The organism is Desulfitobacterium sp. LBE, assembly GCF_007830365.1.
Classification (GTDB): Bacteria; Bacillota; Desulfitobacteriia; order Desulfitobacteriales; family Desulfitobacteriaceae; genus Desulfitobacterium; species Desulfitobacterium hafniense.
Genome location: NZ_VLKD01000001.1, coordinates 3,945,299 through 3,960,595 on the forward strand (window position 1 = coordinate 3,945,299; position 15,297 = coordinate 3,960,595).

The following is a 15,297-nucleotide window of genomic DNA, read 5'->3' on the forward strand; positions in this document are numbered from 1 at the left end:
CGATTTGTTAGACTTTACACAAAAGGTTGGGTGCCTTGATTTTTGAAACAGAGAAAAGGAGGAAGAAAAATGGGAAATATTCTTGAAGGTATTATTAATAAACTCAACTTTCGCAGCGCGAAAATCTGTTCAAACTCAGTCTACTACTGGATTAGGCTAAAAATATTTTGTTCATTGACAGAAAAACACCTTTCGAATTGGTAAAATGGAAGTGACCAAACAACCATAATTTCCAAAACAGAAAGGTGCGTATCTCCATGTTACAACACAACTCTCTGCCTGAACAGCATCAAAATCAGCTTTCTTTAATTTTTTCTTCCCTTAAGCTTAGTCAGCTGCTTCGAGCCGCTGGGATCCGCAAGTCCTATGGGGTTTCAAGCTTCGTTGTCTTCCAAATCATTTTCCAACTCGTTTTTCAAGGTCGAAATCTGTTTCGGCTGTTAGAAGGAAGCCGGGCAGAATCTCTTCCAGGTAAAGATGTTGTTTATCGGTTTCTCAATGACTCTCGGTATAACTGGAGGCGTTTTTACCAGTTACTCAGCCTCAAGATGGTCGGACGCTTTGAAAAGCTCACCTCTGCGCAGCGTATCCGTGTTTTTATCGTAGATGATTCTGTAATGGAGCGCGAACGAAGCAAGAAAGTTGAACTCTTAGCCCGAGTGTTTGACCATGTTTCGGGCCGCTTTGTTCGCGGTTACACCTTACTAACCTTGGGCTGGTCTGACGGGTTCAGCTTCGCACCCCTTGATTTTACATTGATGAGTTCTGCAAAAGCTAAAAATCGTCTTTGTGAAATGAGAGAGGACTTAGACAAACGCTCCGTAGGCTATAAGCGTCGCCTGGAAGCGATGAGCCCTAAACCGGACACCGTGGTTCAAATGCTTGAACGAGCTCTCAAAGCCGGATTCTCAGCGGATTACGTCCTAATGGATAGTTGGTTTACCCATGCTCCACTTTTGCAAAAGCTAAGGGATAAGGAGCTTCACGTTATTGGAATGGTTAAAGAACTTAAGCAGCGTTATCTCTTTGAAGGAAAATCACTCAGTTTACGAGAGCTCTACGCGAGAGTCCCAAAGAACCCGAAAGCAGAAATACTGGGTTCAGTGCGTGTTCATACCCCTTCAGGCTTAGCTTTAAAAGTTGTTTTCGTCCAGAATCGAAACAACCGAAGAGAGTGGTTAGCGATCTTAACCACCGATCTTTCCTTAGAAACTACTGAAGTCGTAAGAATTTACGGGATGCGTTGGAGTATCGAAACGTTTTTCAAAATGGCCAAATCGCATTTGAAGCTAGGAACTGAATTTCAGGGCCGATCCTTCGATATGATGGTTAGTCACACAACCATAGTCTTTACCCGTTACCTCATCCTGGAGTGGGAACGAAGAGAAAACAATGATGAACGCTCTCTTGGGGGACTCTTTTATCTTTTTGCTGATGAGGTTATGGATTTAGACTTGAAAACAGCACTACGTCAGTTAATGACGTTTGTTCTTAATCTACTACCCAATAAACCAGAGAATAACGAATCACTCAGTCAATTACAAAAGTGGATTGCTGCATTACCCAGTTATATCAAGGCTCTATTCCCTCAACTGGGGTGCGAAAGTTGAGTAATAAACAAATAAATCGCAGGAATTTTCTGAAGGCCAGTGCCATCGGCGCTGCCGGTTTGGCTTTACCCGGCTGTAGTTCCACGCTCACCAATGCCGGAGTTGACGCAACGGCTGACGGCAATGAGGGTCAATGGATTACGGCAGCTTGCTGGCATAACTGTGGCGGACGCTGTCTGAACAAAGCTTTAGTGGTGGATGGAGTGGTTGTTCGGCAAAAAACGGACGATACCCATGAAGATAGTCCGGACTTCCCTCAGCAAAGAGGCTGTGCCCGCGGCCGTTCTCACCGCAAAATGGTGATGGGCGCCGATCGTCTCAAATACCCTATGAAACGCAAAAACTGGGCGCCGGGGGGCGGCAACAAAGAACTTCGCGGCCAAGACGAATGGGTGCGCATTTCTTGGGATGAAGCCCTTGATATTATGGCTTCTGAATTAACGCGGATTAAGGATGCCTATGGCAACCGCGCCATTTTTGCACCTGTAGGCGGCTCCGACAGTCTTCAAGCTGTGCCCCGTCTGCTCAGTGCTTTTGGCGGTTATACGGCCCGTTGGGGAAGTGTGTCCTGGGGATCATGGCCTACAGTCTATTCCAAGGTTACCGGCCAGCCTCACAACGGAGCCAGCGACGGCAACGATCGTTTCCGCTTGAGAGAGTCCAAGCTGATCATTCTCTGGGGAGCTAATCCCGCTCAATCCAGTCAGGGTTTGCCGGCTTATAATTATCTCCAAGCGAAAAAAGCAGGGGTTAAATTTATCGTTATTGACCCGATCTACTCTGAATCGGCGAGAGTTTTGGCCGATGAATGGATTCCCATCCGTCCGGCTACAGATACAGCATTAATCTTAGGGATGGCCTACTACATCATTAAAAATAATCTGCTTGACCAAAATTTCCTGGATAACTGCACAATTGGCTTTGATGCCGATCACCTGCCGGAGGGTGCCGATCCCAAAGACAATTTCAAAGATTATGTTCTGGGAACCTATGACAATACGCCCAAGACTCCGGAGTGGGCTGCCGAAATCTGTGGTGTTCCTGCTGTCAAGATCGCCGAATTTGCCCAGGAGTATGCAACCACGAAACCGGCGGCGATTATTTCCGGCGGAGCCCCGGCCCGGATCAATAATGGCGAGCATTTGCCCCATGCCATGATGACCTTGGCCTATATGGTAGGAAACGTGGGTATTCCCGGTGCCGGTGTCAGCCCGAATATGCATAATTCGGCCACCAACGCCGGACCGGCTTTGGTTAAAGCGGGAGGCAACGGTCTGCCGAAAATAGTCAATCCCATTGATGACAGTATCAATAGCGGCGAAATGTATGACGCCATTCTTAATGGCAAATACATCAAGCAAAAAGGAGAAATCAGAGACATCAACATCCAGATGATCTGGACCTGGTTCAGCCATAACCTTAATCAAAGGGCAGGGTCCAGCCAGGGTATAGATGCGTATCGGAAGGTTGAGTTCGTGGTCGCTCAGAACATGTTTTTAACAGCTGACGCCCAATATGCCGATCTGGTGCTCCCCGTGACCTCCGAATGGGAACGGCTGGGCGGCCTCCTGACAGGCAACCGGGAAATCCTCATCCATTATCGCCAGATTGTCGAGCCCCAATATGAAGCCAAGAGTGATCTGTGGATTGTCAAGGAGATTGGCAAAAAGCTGGGCATCGATCCGACGAAAGTTTGTCCCGTATCTGAAGAACAGCAAATGTACAATCAGCTGGCAGGGGCTGAAGTCATCAAAGAAGACGGTTCAGGATATGAAAAGCTGCTCACCCTGACCGCCGAAGACATCAAGGCCTTGGGTGCCGAGGGCGAACCACAGACCGGCCGCATCACTTACCAGGAATTTAAGGAAAAGGGCATTTATCAAGTTCCCCGTCACAAAGGAGATAAGTTGGAATTTACCAGCTTTGAAGATTTTGTCGCCGATCCCGCCAATCATAAAGTGAATACTCCCAGCGGTAAATTTGAAATTTACTGCAAATCTCTGGCGGACAATATCGAAAAGGTGGGCTTCACCAGCAAATCCCCCATTCCTAAATATGAACCTTCTGTGGAAGGTTACGAAGATGGCCAGAAAAACGGCTATCCCTTCCAATTGATCACGATTCATTACTTCAGAAGATCCCACTCAACTCTGGATAATGTAACCTGGCTCAGAGAGGCTTTCAACCAGGAATGCCGCCTGAATGCCCAGGATGCGGCTGAATTGGGAATCAAAACCGGCGATATTGTCAAAGTGACCAGCCAGCATGGTTCTGTCATTCGTCCTGTCTATGTCACCGAAACCATTACCCCCGGTGTCGTATCCCTTGGGGAAGGGGCCTGGATTGATATGGATGAAGGCAATGGCGTGGATAAAGCAGGCTGTACCGGAATTCTCAACGGGCCGATTGCCACAGGTCAAGGCCACACCGGTTACAACTCCTGTAATGTGAAGGTGGAGAAATACGATAAGCCCCTTGCCCTCGATGTCAACTGGCCCCAACGGATAATTTTATAGGAGGTGTTAATCAATGGGACAGCTAGGATTTTATTATGACCAAACAGCTTGTGTAGGCTGTAAAACCTGCCAAATAGCTTGTAAAGATAGAAACAATTTGGAAGTGGGGACTCTCTTCCGCCGTGTCCACGAATTTGAAGGCGGCAAGTTTCCCAAGCCCTATGCCTATTACCTCTCCATGAGCTGCAACCACTGCAAGGAAGCCAAATGTGTTAAAGGATGCCCCACCGGAGCCATGCATTTCGGTGAAGACGGCACTGTTCAACATGATAAAGATATGTGTATTGGCTGCAAGTATTGCGTTTGGAACTGCCCTTACAGCGTCCCCCAATATTTGGAGGCCAAAAATATTGTGGGAAAATGTGATTCCTGTAAGGATTTGCGGGCAGATGGACAAAATCCCGCCTGTGTGGACGCCTGTGTCATGCGCTGTTTAAAATTCGGCGATTTGGATGAGCTGAAAGCGGAATATGGCAATGATCTGGTCAGAGAACTGCCCGTTCTTCCCAGCGCCTCTCAAACCAACCCATCCTTCTTAATTAAGCCCAAAAACGAAGCCCTCAATCAAACCTATAAGAAAAGGGAGGTGTAATCCATGGGTGAACATTTTGCTTTGACCTTGTTTTCCATCTGTATCCAAGCTGCCGTAGGCATCATGCTCTTTGTGGCCATCGGCCGGCTCATGAACAAAGAAGGGGTATTCAAAAACGCCGTGATCACAGCAGCAGGCCTGGGGATCATCGGTATGCTGGCCTCACTGCTGCACTTGGGACGTCCTTTAAGCGCCATGAATGCTCTGTTTCAATTCGGGAGCTCCTGGCTCAGCCGTGAGATCTGGTTTACGGCGATTTTCGTGGGGTTAACCGTTGTAGCGGCTGTACTCCTTTATGTTAAACCTCAAGCCTCAGGAGCCGTCACCGGCTTATCCGCAGGAGCTGCCCTGGTGGGTCTGATCGATGCCTTTGCCATGGCCAAGATTTACAGCTCGGCCAGTGTGCCGGTATGGCAAGGCGCTGCCACCACCATCGAATTCTATGCCGCCGCCTTATCCATGGGAGCCATGCTTTTCTTGGTGCTGAGCGGAAAAGAAGCGGGAAAGCTGAAGAAAATCGTGGCTTTGACTGTGGCAGCCGTGGTGACTGTTCAGGTAGCGGTGGTCGTCCCCTACTTCATCTCTTTAGGGGCCGGTACCGGCACCGCTCTGCAAGCCAGTCTGATGATTCTCGGCAGTCTGAAAACAGCCGTGGCCATCAAATGGCTGTTCATTCTTGCCGGAGCCGGATTGGTGCTTTGGCAGGCCAAGGATGAACAGAGCAAATCCGTATCCGGTGTTGTTGCCGGGGGTGCGGCCTTGATTCTGGTCGGCCAGGTGGTGGGAAGATATGTATTCTACGCCGCCATGGTGGTATCGGGAGTAGGGTTGACTTAATTTCCTTTGCCAATATGAGAACAATGAGTAAGAGCCAAAAGGAGTATCGGGAGAGATACTCCTTTTTGGCAATAAACTGCTATAATGAAACTACATTGAAACTGCCGGGGGGTGAAAAGGTTGGGCCTCAGCAATGTTCGGATCAGAACCCGCTTTGTTATATTATTGGTAGGTATTTTGGCGGTTTCGCTGCTTATGAATGTAGTCTGGATTTGGATGACTCAGCAAAAGCAAGCTGAAAGGGAAATGCATGAAAAGGCCTATGTCCTCTCCCAGCAGATGGAGGCGGCCTGGGAATTCATGGTGATCAATCAGGATGTTATTAATTATGACGCCAATGGGGAATATAATTTTAAGAAACTCCATTGTTCCCTGGTTGGCAAGAGCATTGGCAAACTATTTGGCAAAAAAACAGGGTATACTATACGCTATACGAATTTTAATCCCCGCAATAAAGCCGATATCCCTGATCAGTTTGAATTGGAAGCCCTCACCCTCTTTGCCGCTGATGTGAAGACAAGCGAATTCTATAAAGTGTCGGAATACGCGGGGAAAGGCGCTTTCCGTTATACCGCACCCATGCGTATCGAAGAAAATTGTCTGGAATGCCATGGTGAACCCGCCGGTGAGCTGGATATTCTGGGCTATCCTAAAGAGGGCTGGAAAATAGGAGACTTAGCCGGCATTGTCAGTATTGTCATGCCCACAGCTATGTATACGGAAAATATTCAATCCAATGTGGTCAAACAAGTCGGCTATATTTCCTTGCTTACCTTGAGCATTATCATGGTTATCTATTACGCCATGTCCAAGCTGGTGACCAGACCCCTCAATCAGCTGAAGGATGCCATGGGACATGTTAAAACAGGAGACTTAAAGGTTGATTTAAAAGATATTGATGCTCAGGGGGAAATCCGGGATTTGTCGGACCATTTTGAGATCATGACCCAGGAACTGCAGACCTTATATGACGACCTGGAGAACAAGGTGGAGCTGAGGACCCAGGATTTAGCCCGGGCCAACGATATTCTGGAATCCCAGCAGATCCAGCTGGAGGAAGCCAATCGGCGCTTGCGTGAAGATAATCAATATAAATCGGATTTTCTGGCCATTATCAGCCATGAGCTGCGCACTCCTTTGACTTCGATCATTGCTTTTGCCGAGGTTCTGGAAAAAGCAAGTGAAGACAAATGTCCTAAAGAACAGAAAATCACCCAGGAGATTAGAGCCAATAGCCAGGTTCTTTTGCGCATGATCAACAATATCCTGGAAATCGCCCGGATCGAAGCGGGGAAACAAGAACTGATCATCGAACCCATCGATCTCGTCGATGTGATCAACGCCGTGGAAAGTGTCATTGAGCCCTTAATCGAGAAGAAGAGTATTCAGTATTCCAGTGTCCTGCACTCGGACGTTCCTGTTATTGAGGGAGACAGGGAAGGATTAAGACGGATTGTGGAGAACCTGCTCAGCAATGCCCTGAAATTTACCCCTGAGGGCGGGGAGATCAAAGTCTGGGTGGCCTATGACCAGGAGCGGAATGAAGTGCTGATCAATGTTCAGGATAATGGCATTGGCATCCGCAAAGAGGATCAGCCCTATATCTTCGAAAAATTTGTGCAGAGCGATTCCTCCATCCACCGTCAGTATAATGGCAGTGGTTTAGGCCTGGCTTTGGCTAAAGAGTTGGCGGAACTGCACGGGGGCTGGATCAAAGTCGTCAGTGAGCTGGACAAAGGAAGCTTATTTACAGTAGGAATTCCCGCCGGGGAGGGTAAGGAAGACTGGCTTCACCTGGACTTCTAAGCACGGGTGTCCGGTTAGGATGGAGCAGAGAAAGGGGCGATAGAGGATGAAGATTATGCTGGCTGATGATGAAGAGAGCATACGTATTGTCGTGGAGCATATTGTCACAGAGGACGGCTATGATTTCTGCTATGCAGCGGATGGTGCGGAGGCCTTGGTTGTATTTGAAGCGGAAAATCCCGACCTGGTGATTCTGGATGTCATGATGCCGAAGCTCAATGGCTTTGATGTGTGCACCCAACTGCGCAAAAAGGGCAGCAATGTTCCCATCATCATTTTATCTGCCAAAGGAGATATTGTGGACAAAAGCGTGGGCTTTAAGGCGGGAGCCGATGATTATCTCGTCAAGCCCTTCAGCACTTTGGAGTTATCCCTGCGCATCGAGGCTTTGCTCCGCCGGCGGGAGCATCAAACCGGCGGAGCCGGTGAGGCAGAGAAAGAAAGCGTCAAGCTGGGGGATCTGGAGATCCTTTTCAAGCGTTATGAGGCCCGCTTGAAAGGCAAGCGTGTGGAGCTGACACCCAAAGAATTTAAGATCCTGGCCTATATGGCCGGCCATCCCGGCGAAGTGTTTACCCGGGAGCAGCTTCTGACCTATGTGTGGGGGGAAGACTATGTGGGCGAGCTGACCGGCATTGCTGTTTTTATCCGCAAGATCCGGGAGAAGATCGAGGAGGATCCCTCCAAGCCCAAATACCTGCAGACCGTCTGGGGCGTGGGCTATAAATTCGGTGAGAAAGAGTGAGCAGGATGCCAGGTCCTGACAAGTTGAAGCCGCGACAGGTGTTGAAAGTGGACAGGGAACATTATAATATAGGAAAGTAAGGACATTGTGGACTCACAGTAAGAGGATTAAGATGGATAGGTGGTATTAGAAATGAATCAACAAAATGAGGCAATCGCAATCCTGCTGGCCAACCGAAGTTATCTCTATAGATTATTGCAGCGGATCTTCGGCGGAGAACCCCAGGCCGAAGTATTAAAGGTTGTGACAGACCCCCACACCAGGGAAGCCCTGCAGCTCCTGCTTCAGGAAGATGAACACCTCTTTGACAAGCATTTTGAGGTTTTAAGTGAGGTGGCCCGGGCCTTGGCGGCTGAACCTGAGCAGACTATGGACAAACTGAAAAGTGAATATACTTATTTGTTCATTGGCCCCAACAGCCTGCCTGCCCCTCCCTGGGAATCGGTTTATCTCACCAAGGAGCGGGTTCTGTTCCAGGAAAGCACCTTAAATGTCCGCCGCGCTTATTTGAAATACAGTTTCCTGCCCTCCAACTACCCCCATGAAGCCGATGATCATCTTGGTCTGGAGCTGGATTTTATGGCTCATCTGGCTCAAGTGGCTCAGGACCATTTCGAGAATGGCCGGCTGGAGGAGATGAAAGGGATCCTCGAAGACCAGCAAGCCTTTTTGCGTGATCATCTGCTTCTCTGGATTGGGGAGTTCGCTCAGGATATTCAAAAAAGCAAGACCCATTACTTCTATCCGCCCCTGGCCGATCTGACCAAGCATATCGTCAAGATAGATGCCGAACTTTTGGAGGAGTTAATGGCACTTTAAAGTTGCGCAAATTCCCGTGATGAAAGCAGACAGCAAAGGGATCCTTTCCAAAGGAAGGGGTCCCTTTTCCTGTCTGCTTATAATCATTTACAAAAATTAATCAAAGTGAAACCTTTTTTAAATAGAATTAGGGCTTGCTATTTGTTACTATCTACACATGCAAAGCCTAGCATCATGGGTGGGATGCGATAAAAACATAAATTGAAGGAAGGCGATCCATGGTCCTTGAGGGCGAACAATGAATTTCTGACTAGTTTAAGGGAGGTTTAAAAGTGTATGGCTGATTTTGTAGGCAAAGCTGCTGGTTTAAGTATTAGCCGGAGAAATTTTATTAAAGCGAGTGCCGCGGCTGCTGCCAGTCTATCTTTAGCTGGCTGCAGCAATTCATTAAGCACTGTAGGCGTAGATGCCGCCTTGGATAATGGCGAGAAATGGGTGTCTTCTGCTTGTTGGCATAACTGCGGCGGCCGCTGCGTCAATAAGGCTCTGGTGAAAGATGGCATGGTCATCCGTCAAAAAACCGACGATACGCACCCTGACAGTCCCGAATACCCACAGCAAAGAGCCTGTTTGCGCGGCCGTTCGCAGCAGCAGGATGTTTTGGGTGCCGATCGGATCAAATATCCTTTAAAAAGAAAGAACTGGCAGCCTGGCGGCGGAGACAAGAGCCTGCGTGGCAAAGATGAATGGGAACGTATCTCCTGGGATGAAGCCCTGGACTATGTGGCGGCAGAGATCAAAAAGGCGAAGGAAAATTATGGCCCCCAATCTATTATGAGCTTTGCCCGTACCGGTTGGACGAAAAATGTGTTGTATGCGTACGGGGGAACAACGACCCATTGGGATACGACTTCCTTTGGCTCATATCGTTTCCCGTGGGAAAAGATTGGTATGGGTCAATATGATAACTATTCTGTCAATGACCGCTTTGATCTTAAGAATTCCGATACAGTTATTTTGGTAGGGGGGAATTCCGCCTGGTCTGCCCCAGGTCTGTATTCTTATTTCTTTTTGCAGGCTAAAAAGGCTGGTGCTGAATTTATCTCCGTCGGCCCCAATTATAATGCGATTGCGGCCACTTTGGATGCCAGGTGGATTCCTGTTCATGCAGGCACAGACACCGCCTTTTTATTAGCGGTTGCCCATACCTTGATTGCGGAGGATGATCCTGTCAGTAATCCTCTCATTGACTGGGACTGCCTGAACCGATGTACCTTAGGATTTGATGCCGAACATATGCCTGAGGGTGCAAAGCTTAAGGAAAACTTCAAGGACTATGTTCTTGGTGAATATGACGGAGTTCCAAAAACAGCCGCTTGGGCAAGTAAGATATGCGGCACTCCTGTTGAGGATATTCTTTTCTATGCCAGAAAGATACGTAAGGACAACAAGGTTGCCATGTACCATGATTATGCACCCGCCAGATGTATTGGAGCTGAAGACTTTCCTCATATATTTGCTACAATCGGCTTTATGACCGGGCATATGGGTAAGCCGGGCCATGCCTGTGGAAATATCCATAAAGAGCAGGTGAATGCGGGTCCCGCTTTGGTAAAAGCAGGCGGCTCAGGACTGCCCAAAATCAGCAACCCTGTCAAGGACTGCATCAATAGTCCGAGTTTATGGAAATCCATTCTTGATGGAAAATATCTTTATACAGGAAGCTTCCAATGGTTGCCCGGAGAATGGAAGGATATAGATATCCGTGTTCTTTATACGGAAGATAAAGCAGTGCTTCAGGGCCTTCCGGCCATGACCCATGGCATTGAAGTGCACCGCAAGGTAGACTTTGTTGTTACGCAAGCCTTTAATTACAATACCCAGGCTAAGTACTCCGATATTATTTTACCGGTCACCACGCAATGGGAAAGGCCGGGCATGGTGATGACTCGTGACAAAGAAGCAGTCCTTGTCTATTCCCAGGTTATCGAGCCCCTTTATGAAGCAAAGTCAGACCAATGGATTGCCGTTGAATTGGCCAAGCGTTTAGGCGTCGATGTCGAGCAGGTTTTCCCCATTGATGAAAAACAACAATTTTTTAATCAAATAGCCGGTTGCACTGTTATTTCTGAAGATGGGAAATCATACAGCCCCCTTGTAACGATCACAGCAGATGATATTGCAAAGTGGGAAGTAAAGGGTGAGCCCCAGTCCGGGAAAATTGGCTTGCAGGAACTTATCGATCGGGGCGTTTATCAGGTCGAGCGGCATGAAGGAGATAATTACGGATATTATGCCTATGAAAACTTTATAAAAGATCCGGAAAACCATCCTTTGACATCACCAAGCGGCAAGTTTGAGATTTATAGTGACTGGAAAGCGGATACCCTTAATAATACAGGTATCGCTAATATGACTTTTAAGCCTTATCCTTCCTATACGGTAGCGCCTGAATGTTATGAAGCGACCTTTAGTGATTGGGAAAATCAGGTGAAAGGTGAATACCCTTATGTCGTGACGAATCCTCATTATCTGCGGCGCACCCATTGCAACCAGGATAATGTGCCATGGCTCAGAGAGGCCTGCCATAATCCGGTATTCCTTAACAGACAGGATGCTGAGAAAAAAGGCATCAAAACAGGAGATACAGTGCTTATTTGGAACGCCCATGGCAAGACTTTGCGCCAAGCCAGTGTATCTGATACTACTATGCCCGGCATAGTGGAATTGCCTCATGGCAGATGGATCGATATGGATGAAAAAACAGGCATTGACAGGGCGGGCACGGATAATATACTATGCGGCCCGGTGGCCAGTAACATGGGTGTGAGCGGCTATAACAACTACACCTGTGATTTTAAAAAATATGATGGCGAGCCGTTGATTCCTGACCATCTGATTCCTGCTCAGACGGCGAAGGTGCTTTAAGAAAGGAGCGTGAAAGAGTATGGGAAGATTAGGATTTTATTTTGATGTGACAGCCTGTATTGGCTGCCGCACGTGTCAGATTGCTTGTAAAGACAAAAACCGCTTGGATGTAGGTATTATTTTCCGCAATGTAAGAACCTTTCAAACGGGTGCCTATCCAACGCCCTTTGTATTTCACTATTCCGGATCGTGCAATCATTGTGAAGAGGCAAAATGTGTGCGGGGATGTCCGACCGGTGCTATGCATTTTGGTGACGACGGTACCGTCCAACATGATAAAGATATGTGCATAGGCTGTCGGTATTGTGTGTGGAATTGTCCATACAGCGTTCCACAATATATCGAAGAAAAGAATGTTGTTGGTAAATGCGACTCATGCAAGGATTTGCGGGACAAAGGCGAAAATCCAGTATGCGTTGATGCCTGCCTTATGCGTTGTCTTAAATTTGGTGATTTAGATCAATTAAAAATGGAATATGGGCCCGGATTGGTGAATGAGATTCCAGTCCTGCCGCCAGCGGCTATGACAAAACCTTCTGTGCTGATTAAGCCCAAAGACTGTGCCCTTGATTCGAAATTTACTGTGATGGAGGTGTAAACAATGGACCATTTTGCCTTGACAGCGTTCTCCATCTGCATTCAGGCTGCCGTTGGGATGATACTCTTTGTAGCCATTGGCAGATTATCCACACAAAATAGTACGTTCAAACGTGCTATAATCAGCGCGGCAGGTCTAGGTACTGCCGGAATGATTGCTTCACTGCTGCACTTAGGCCGCCCCTTACATGCCATCAACGCTCTGTTTCAATTCGGTACCTCTTGGCTCAGCCGCGAAATATGGTTCACCGCAATGTTCGTCGGGTTAACCGTTCTGACTGCCGTACTCCTCTATATTAAGCCTCAAGCAAGCGGAGTCATCACCGGTTTATCGGCAACGGCTGCCCTGGTGGGTCTGATCGATGTCTTTGCTATGGCGAAGATTTACAGCTCGGCCAGTGTACCTGTATGGCAAAGTGCTACGACCACTGTAGAGTTTTATGCAGCGGCACTATCCATGGGAGCCATGCTTTTCTTCGTTCTCAGTATGAAAGAAGCGGGCAAGATGAAGAAATTCGTGGCCTTAGCGGTAGCGGTTGTTGTGGCTATTCAAGTAGCTGCTGTAGTCCCATACTTCATTTCTTTAGGGGCCAGCACCAGTACCGCATTGCAGGCCAGCCTTGTTATTCTTGGCGGCTTGAAGCCGGCCCTGGCTATTAAATGGTTGTTTATCCTTGCTGGAGCCGGATTGATTCTGTGGCTGGCTAAAGATGAACTGAGCAAATCCGTATCCGGTGCTGTTGTCGGCGGTGCAGTGTTGATTCTGGTCGGTCAAGTGATCGGAAGATATATATTTTACGCAACAATGGTTATCTCCGGAGTGGGATTGACTTAATTTTCGCTCACCCAGGCACGATGAGTACCCAAAAGGAGTATCCGCCAAGATACTCCTTTTTACAATCAGAGGGCTCAATCAAGATCATCATGAAGTGCTCATTAATGTTCGGGGTAATGGCATTGTAGAGGATCAGCCTTAGCCAAGGCAGGCTCCACCTGAATTTTTAAACCCTAGGGGATACCCGGTTAGGATGGGGCGGGGAAAGGGGCGATAGAAGATGAAGATTATGCTGGCTGATGATGAAGAGAGCATACGTATTGTCGTGGAGTATATCGTCACAGAGGACGGCTATGATTTTTGCTATGCAGCGGATGGTGCGGAGGCCTTGGCTGTTTTTGAAGCAGAGAATCCCAACCTGGTGATTTTGGACGTTATGATGCCGAAACTCAATGGCTTTGATGTGTGTGCCCAGCTTCGCAAAAAGGGCAGTAATGTCCCCATTATCATTTTATCTGCCAAAGGAGACATCGTGGACAAAAGTGTGGGCTTTAAAGCGGGAGCCGATGATTATCTCGTCAAGCCTTTCAGCTCTTTGGAATTATCTTTGCGCATCGAGGCTTTGCTGCGCCGGCGGGATCACCAGGCCGGTGAAACAGAGGAGAGAGAAAGCATCAAGCTGGGAGATTTGGAGATCTTTTTTAAGCGTTATGAGGCCCGCTTGAAAGGCAAGCGTGTGGAGCTCACACCCAAAGAGTTTAAGATCCTGGCTTATATGGCCAGCCATCCCGGCAAAGTGTATACCCGGAAGCAGCTTCTGACCTATGTGTGGGGGGAGGATTATGTGGGGGAGCTGACCGGTATTGCCGTTTTTATCTGCAAGATTCGGGAGAAGATTGAGGAGGATCCCGCCAAGCCTAAATATCTGCAGACAGTCTGGGGCGTGGGCTATAAATTCGGTGAGAAAGAGTGAGCAGGATGCCAAGTCCCGGCAAGATGAAGCCGTGACAGATGTTGAAAGTGGTCGGCGAACATTATAATATAGGCAGTAATGACAAAATTGTGGATGAACAAGGTAGGTCCATTAAGACGGCAGGTGGTATAAGAAATGAAGTGAGGGATCCTTTCCAAAATGGAGGGCTCCCTTTTTTGTCTTAATCTGTTATGCTGTTATTAATGTGTTCCATAAGCAATCCAGCGGAGGGATTTTGTGAGTGATTTCTTTGAACAAGTATATGCTATTGTCGGCAGGATTCCTTACGGCAAGGTGGTGTCATACGGCGAAATTTCCTGGATGTTGGGACGGCCTCGTTCAGCACGTGAGGTTGGGCGGGCCATGCGATTCTGTCCAGAGAAGCTGCCCTGTCACCGAGTGGTCAGAGCGGACGGCTCTATCGCGGGTGGCCCCCATGCAGAGGTAAGGAAAATACTTTTGGAAAATGAAGGAATTGTCTTCCTGCCAGGGGGGCGTGTGGACATGAAAATCCATCGCTGGTCTGGATGAAAGCTGCTTGAACTGGAAGGCATCGCTCTGTCACAATTTTTTGTTCTCCCTAAAGGTACGGCACTCTAAGGCAGAACGCAGCTGGGGTTGGCATGATATACATGAACGGCTTAACAGCTTGCCGGCAAACTTACCCATCAGCAAAGGGATCCTTTCCAAATGAAAGGGTCCCTTTTCTTGTCTTCAGAAATAAGGGGCTATGGGTGAATAAAAAGTGGCAAAAAACAAAAAATAATGCAAATATGATATTGAAAATCATTATCAATTATAGTATAGTTAGAGCAGGCTCATTAAATGACCAGTGCTGAGGATAAGGAAAAAGGAGTGTGGGATTCAATGTCGATATTACTGATTGGCGGGCTGGATCGTATGGAAAAGGATTATATACATATCGGCTCAAAACGTGGGCATAATGTAAAGGTCTATACGCAGCTGCCAACACGTTTTGAAAAAGTAATGGGGGAGCCGGATGGAATCGTACTTTTTACCGGAACCGTATCCCATGCTATGGTTAAAGTCGCCGTAAAGGTAGCCAAAAACCGCAACATTCCCATCATCCGCAGTCATAGCAGCAGTTTAAAAGCCTTGGAACGGGAATTATGTAAGTTGGAAGAATGTGCATGTTGAT

General features: G+C 47.8%; 13 protein-coding genes. All 13 read left to right on the forward strand.

Going from position 1 to position 15,297, the window contains the following annotated elements; all coding sequences use genetic code 11:
• Positions 1–257: 257 nt before the first annotated feature.
• The 13 genes from DESLBE_RS18735 (at position 258) to DESLBE_RS18795 (ending at position 15,296) form a co-directional block, all read left to right on the forward strand.
• On the forward strand, positions 258–1,610 hold the full coding sequence (locus DESLBE_RS18735; protein WP_005808317.1) for an IS4-like element ISDha5 family transposase: 1,353 nt from the start codon (positions 258–260) through the stop codon (positions 1,608–1,610).
• On the forward strand, positions 1,598–4,126 hold the full coding sequence (locus DESLBE_RS18740) for a dimethyl sulfoxide reductase subunit A (RefSeq protein ID WP_144677876.1): 2,529 nt from the start codon (positions 1,598–1,600) through the stop codon (positions 4,124–4,126). Before DESLBE_RS18735 ends, DESLBE_RS18740 begins: the two co-directional genes overlap by 13 nt.
• A gap of 13 nt (positions 4,127–4,139) precedes the next feature.
• A complete protein-coding gene (locus DESLBE_RS18745) occupies positions 4,140–4,718 on the forward strand; it encodes a DMSO/selenate family reductase complex B subunit (RefSeq protein WP_005815699.1) in 579 nt (192 codons plus the stop codon).
• A 3-nt stretch (positions 4,719–4,721) separates the two neighbouring features.
• A complete protein-coding gene (locus tag DESLBE_RS18750) occupies positions 4,722–5,555 on the forward strand; it encodes a DmsC/YnfH family molybdoenzyme membrane anchor subunit (RefSeq protein WP_144677877.1) in 834 nt (277 codons plus the stop codon).
• Between the two features lie 111 nt (positions 5,556–5,666).
• Complete coding sequence (locus tag DESLBE_RS18755) at positions 5,667–7,361, forward strand: DUF3365 domain-containing protein (protein WP_018212149.1); 1,695 nt, start codon at positions 5,667–5,669, stop codon at positions 7,359–7,361.
• A 46-nt stretch (positions 7,362–7,407) separates the two neighbouring features.
• On the forward strand, positions 7,408–8,106 hold the full coding sequence (locus tag DESLBE_RS18760) for a response regulator transcription factor (RefSeq protein WP_018305408.1): 699 nt from the start codon (positions 7,408–7,410) through the stop codon (positions 8,104–8,106).
• A gap of 132 nt (positions 8,107–8,238) precedes the next feature.
• Positions 8,239–8,925, forward strand: a complete 687-nt coding sequence (locus DESLBE_RS18765) for a molecular chaperone TorD family protein (protein WP_018212151.1) — start codon at positions 8,239–8,241, stop codon at positions 8,923–8,925.
• Positions 8,926–9,201: 276 nt separating this feature from the next.
• Positions 9,202–11,793: a molybdopterin-dependent oxidoreductase gene (locus DESLBE_RS18770; RefSeq protein ID WP_144677878.1), complete on the forward strand. Its 2,592-nt coding sequence runs from the start codon at positions 9,202–9,204 to the stop codon at positions 11,791–11,793.
• Positions 11,794–11,812: 19 nt separating this feature from the next.
• A complete protein-coding gene (locus DESLBE_RS18775) occupies positions 11,813–12,391 on the forward strand; it encodes a 4Fe-4S dicluster domain-containing protein (protein ID WP_144677879.1) in 579 nt (192 codons plus the stop codon).
• A 3-nt stretch (positions 12,392–12,394) separates the two neighbouring features.
• Positions 12,395–13,225 carry a DmsC/YnfH family molybdoenzyme membrane anchor subunit gene (locus DESLBE_RS18780; RefSeq protein ID WP_144677880.1) on the forward strand — a complete coding sequence of 277 codons (831 nt, stop codon included), beginning with the start codon at positions 12,395–12,397 and terminating at the stop codon, positions 13,223–13,225.
• A 220-nt stretch (positions 13,226–13,445) separates the two neighbouring features.
• Positions 13,446–14,138 carry a response regulator transcription factor gene (locus DESLBE_RS18785; protein ID WP_018305411.1) on the forward strand — a complete coding sequence of 231 codons (693 nt, stop codon included), beginning with the start codon at positions 13,446–13,448 and terminating at the stop codon, positions 14,136–14,138.
• A 237-nt stretch (positions 14,139–14,375) separates the two neighbouring features.
• Positions 14,376–14,669, forward strand: coding sequence for an MGMT family protein (locus DESLBE_RS18790; protein WP_005815723.1), 294 nt, complete (start codon positions 14,376–14,378; stop codon positions 14,667–14,669).
• 336 nt (positions 14,670–15,005) lie between these two features.
• The gene (locus DESLBE_RS18795) at positions 15,006–15,296 is read left to right on the forward strand and encodes a DUF2325 domain-containing protein (protein WP_026183905.1); all 291 of its coding nucleotides are present in this window, start codon (positions 15,006–15,008) and stop codon (positions 15,294–15,296) included.
• Position 15,297: the final 1 nt, after the last annotated feature.

Bases quoted from the DNA above. Each gene is read 5' to 3' on its own strand.
- DESLBE_RS18735 (WP_005808317.1), top strand. From the start codon at position 258: ATGTTACAACACAACTCTCTGCCTGAACAGCATCAAAATCAGCTTTCT.
- DESLBE_RS18745 (WP_005815699.1), top strand. From the start codon at position 4,140: ATGGGACAGCTAGGATTTTATTATGACCAAACAGCTTGTGTAGGCTGT.
- DESLBE_RS18750 (WP_144677877.1), top strand. From the start codon at position 4,722: ATGGGTGAACATTTTGCTTTGACCTTGTTTTCCATCTGTATCCAAGCT.
- DESLBE_RS18760 (WP_018305408.1), top strand. From the start codon at position 7,408: ATGAAGATTATGCTGGCTGATGATGAAGAGAGCATACGTATTGTCGTG.
- DESLBE_RS18765 (WP_018212151.1), top strand. From the start codon at position 8,239: ATGAATCAACAAAATGAGGCAATCGCAATCCTGCTGGCCAACCGAAGT.
- DESLBE_RS18770 (WP_144677878.1), top strand. From the start codon at position 9,202: ATGGCTGATTTTGTAGGCAAAGCTGCTGGTTTAAGTATTAGCCGGAGA.
- DESLBE_RS18775 (WP_144677879.1), top strand. From the start codon at position 11,813: ATGGGAAGATTAGGATTTTATTTTGATGTGACAGCCTGTATTGGCTGC.
- DESLBE_RS18780 (WP_144677880.1), top strand. From the start codon at position 12,395: ATGGACCATTTTGCCTTGACAGCGTTCTCCATCTGCATTCAGGCTGCC.
- DESLBE_RS18785 (WP_018305411.1), top strand. From the start codon at position 13,446: ATGAAGATTATGCTGGCTGATGATGAAGAGAGCATACGTATTGTCGTG.
- DESLBE_RS18795 (WP_026183905.1), top strand. From the start codon at position 15,006: ATGTCGATATTACTGATTGGCGGGCTGGATCGTATGGAAAAGGATTAT.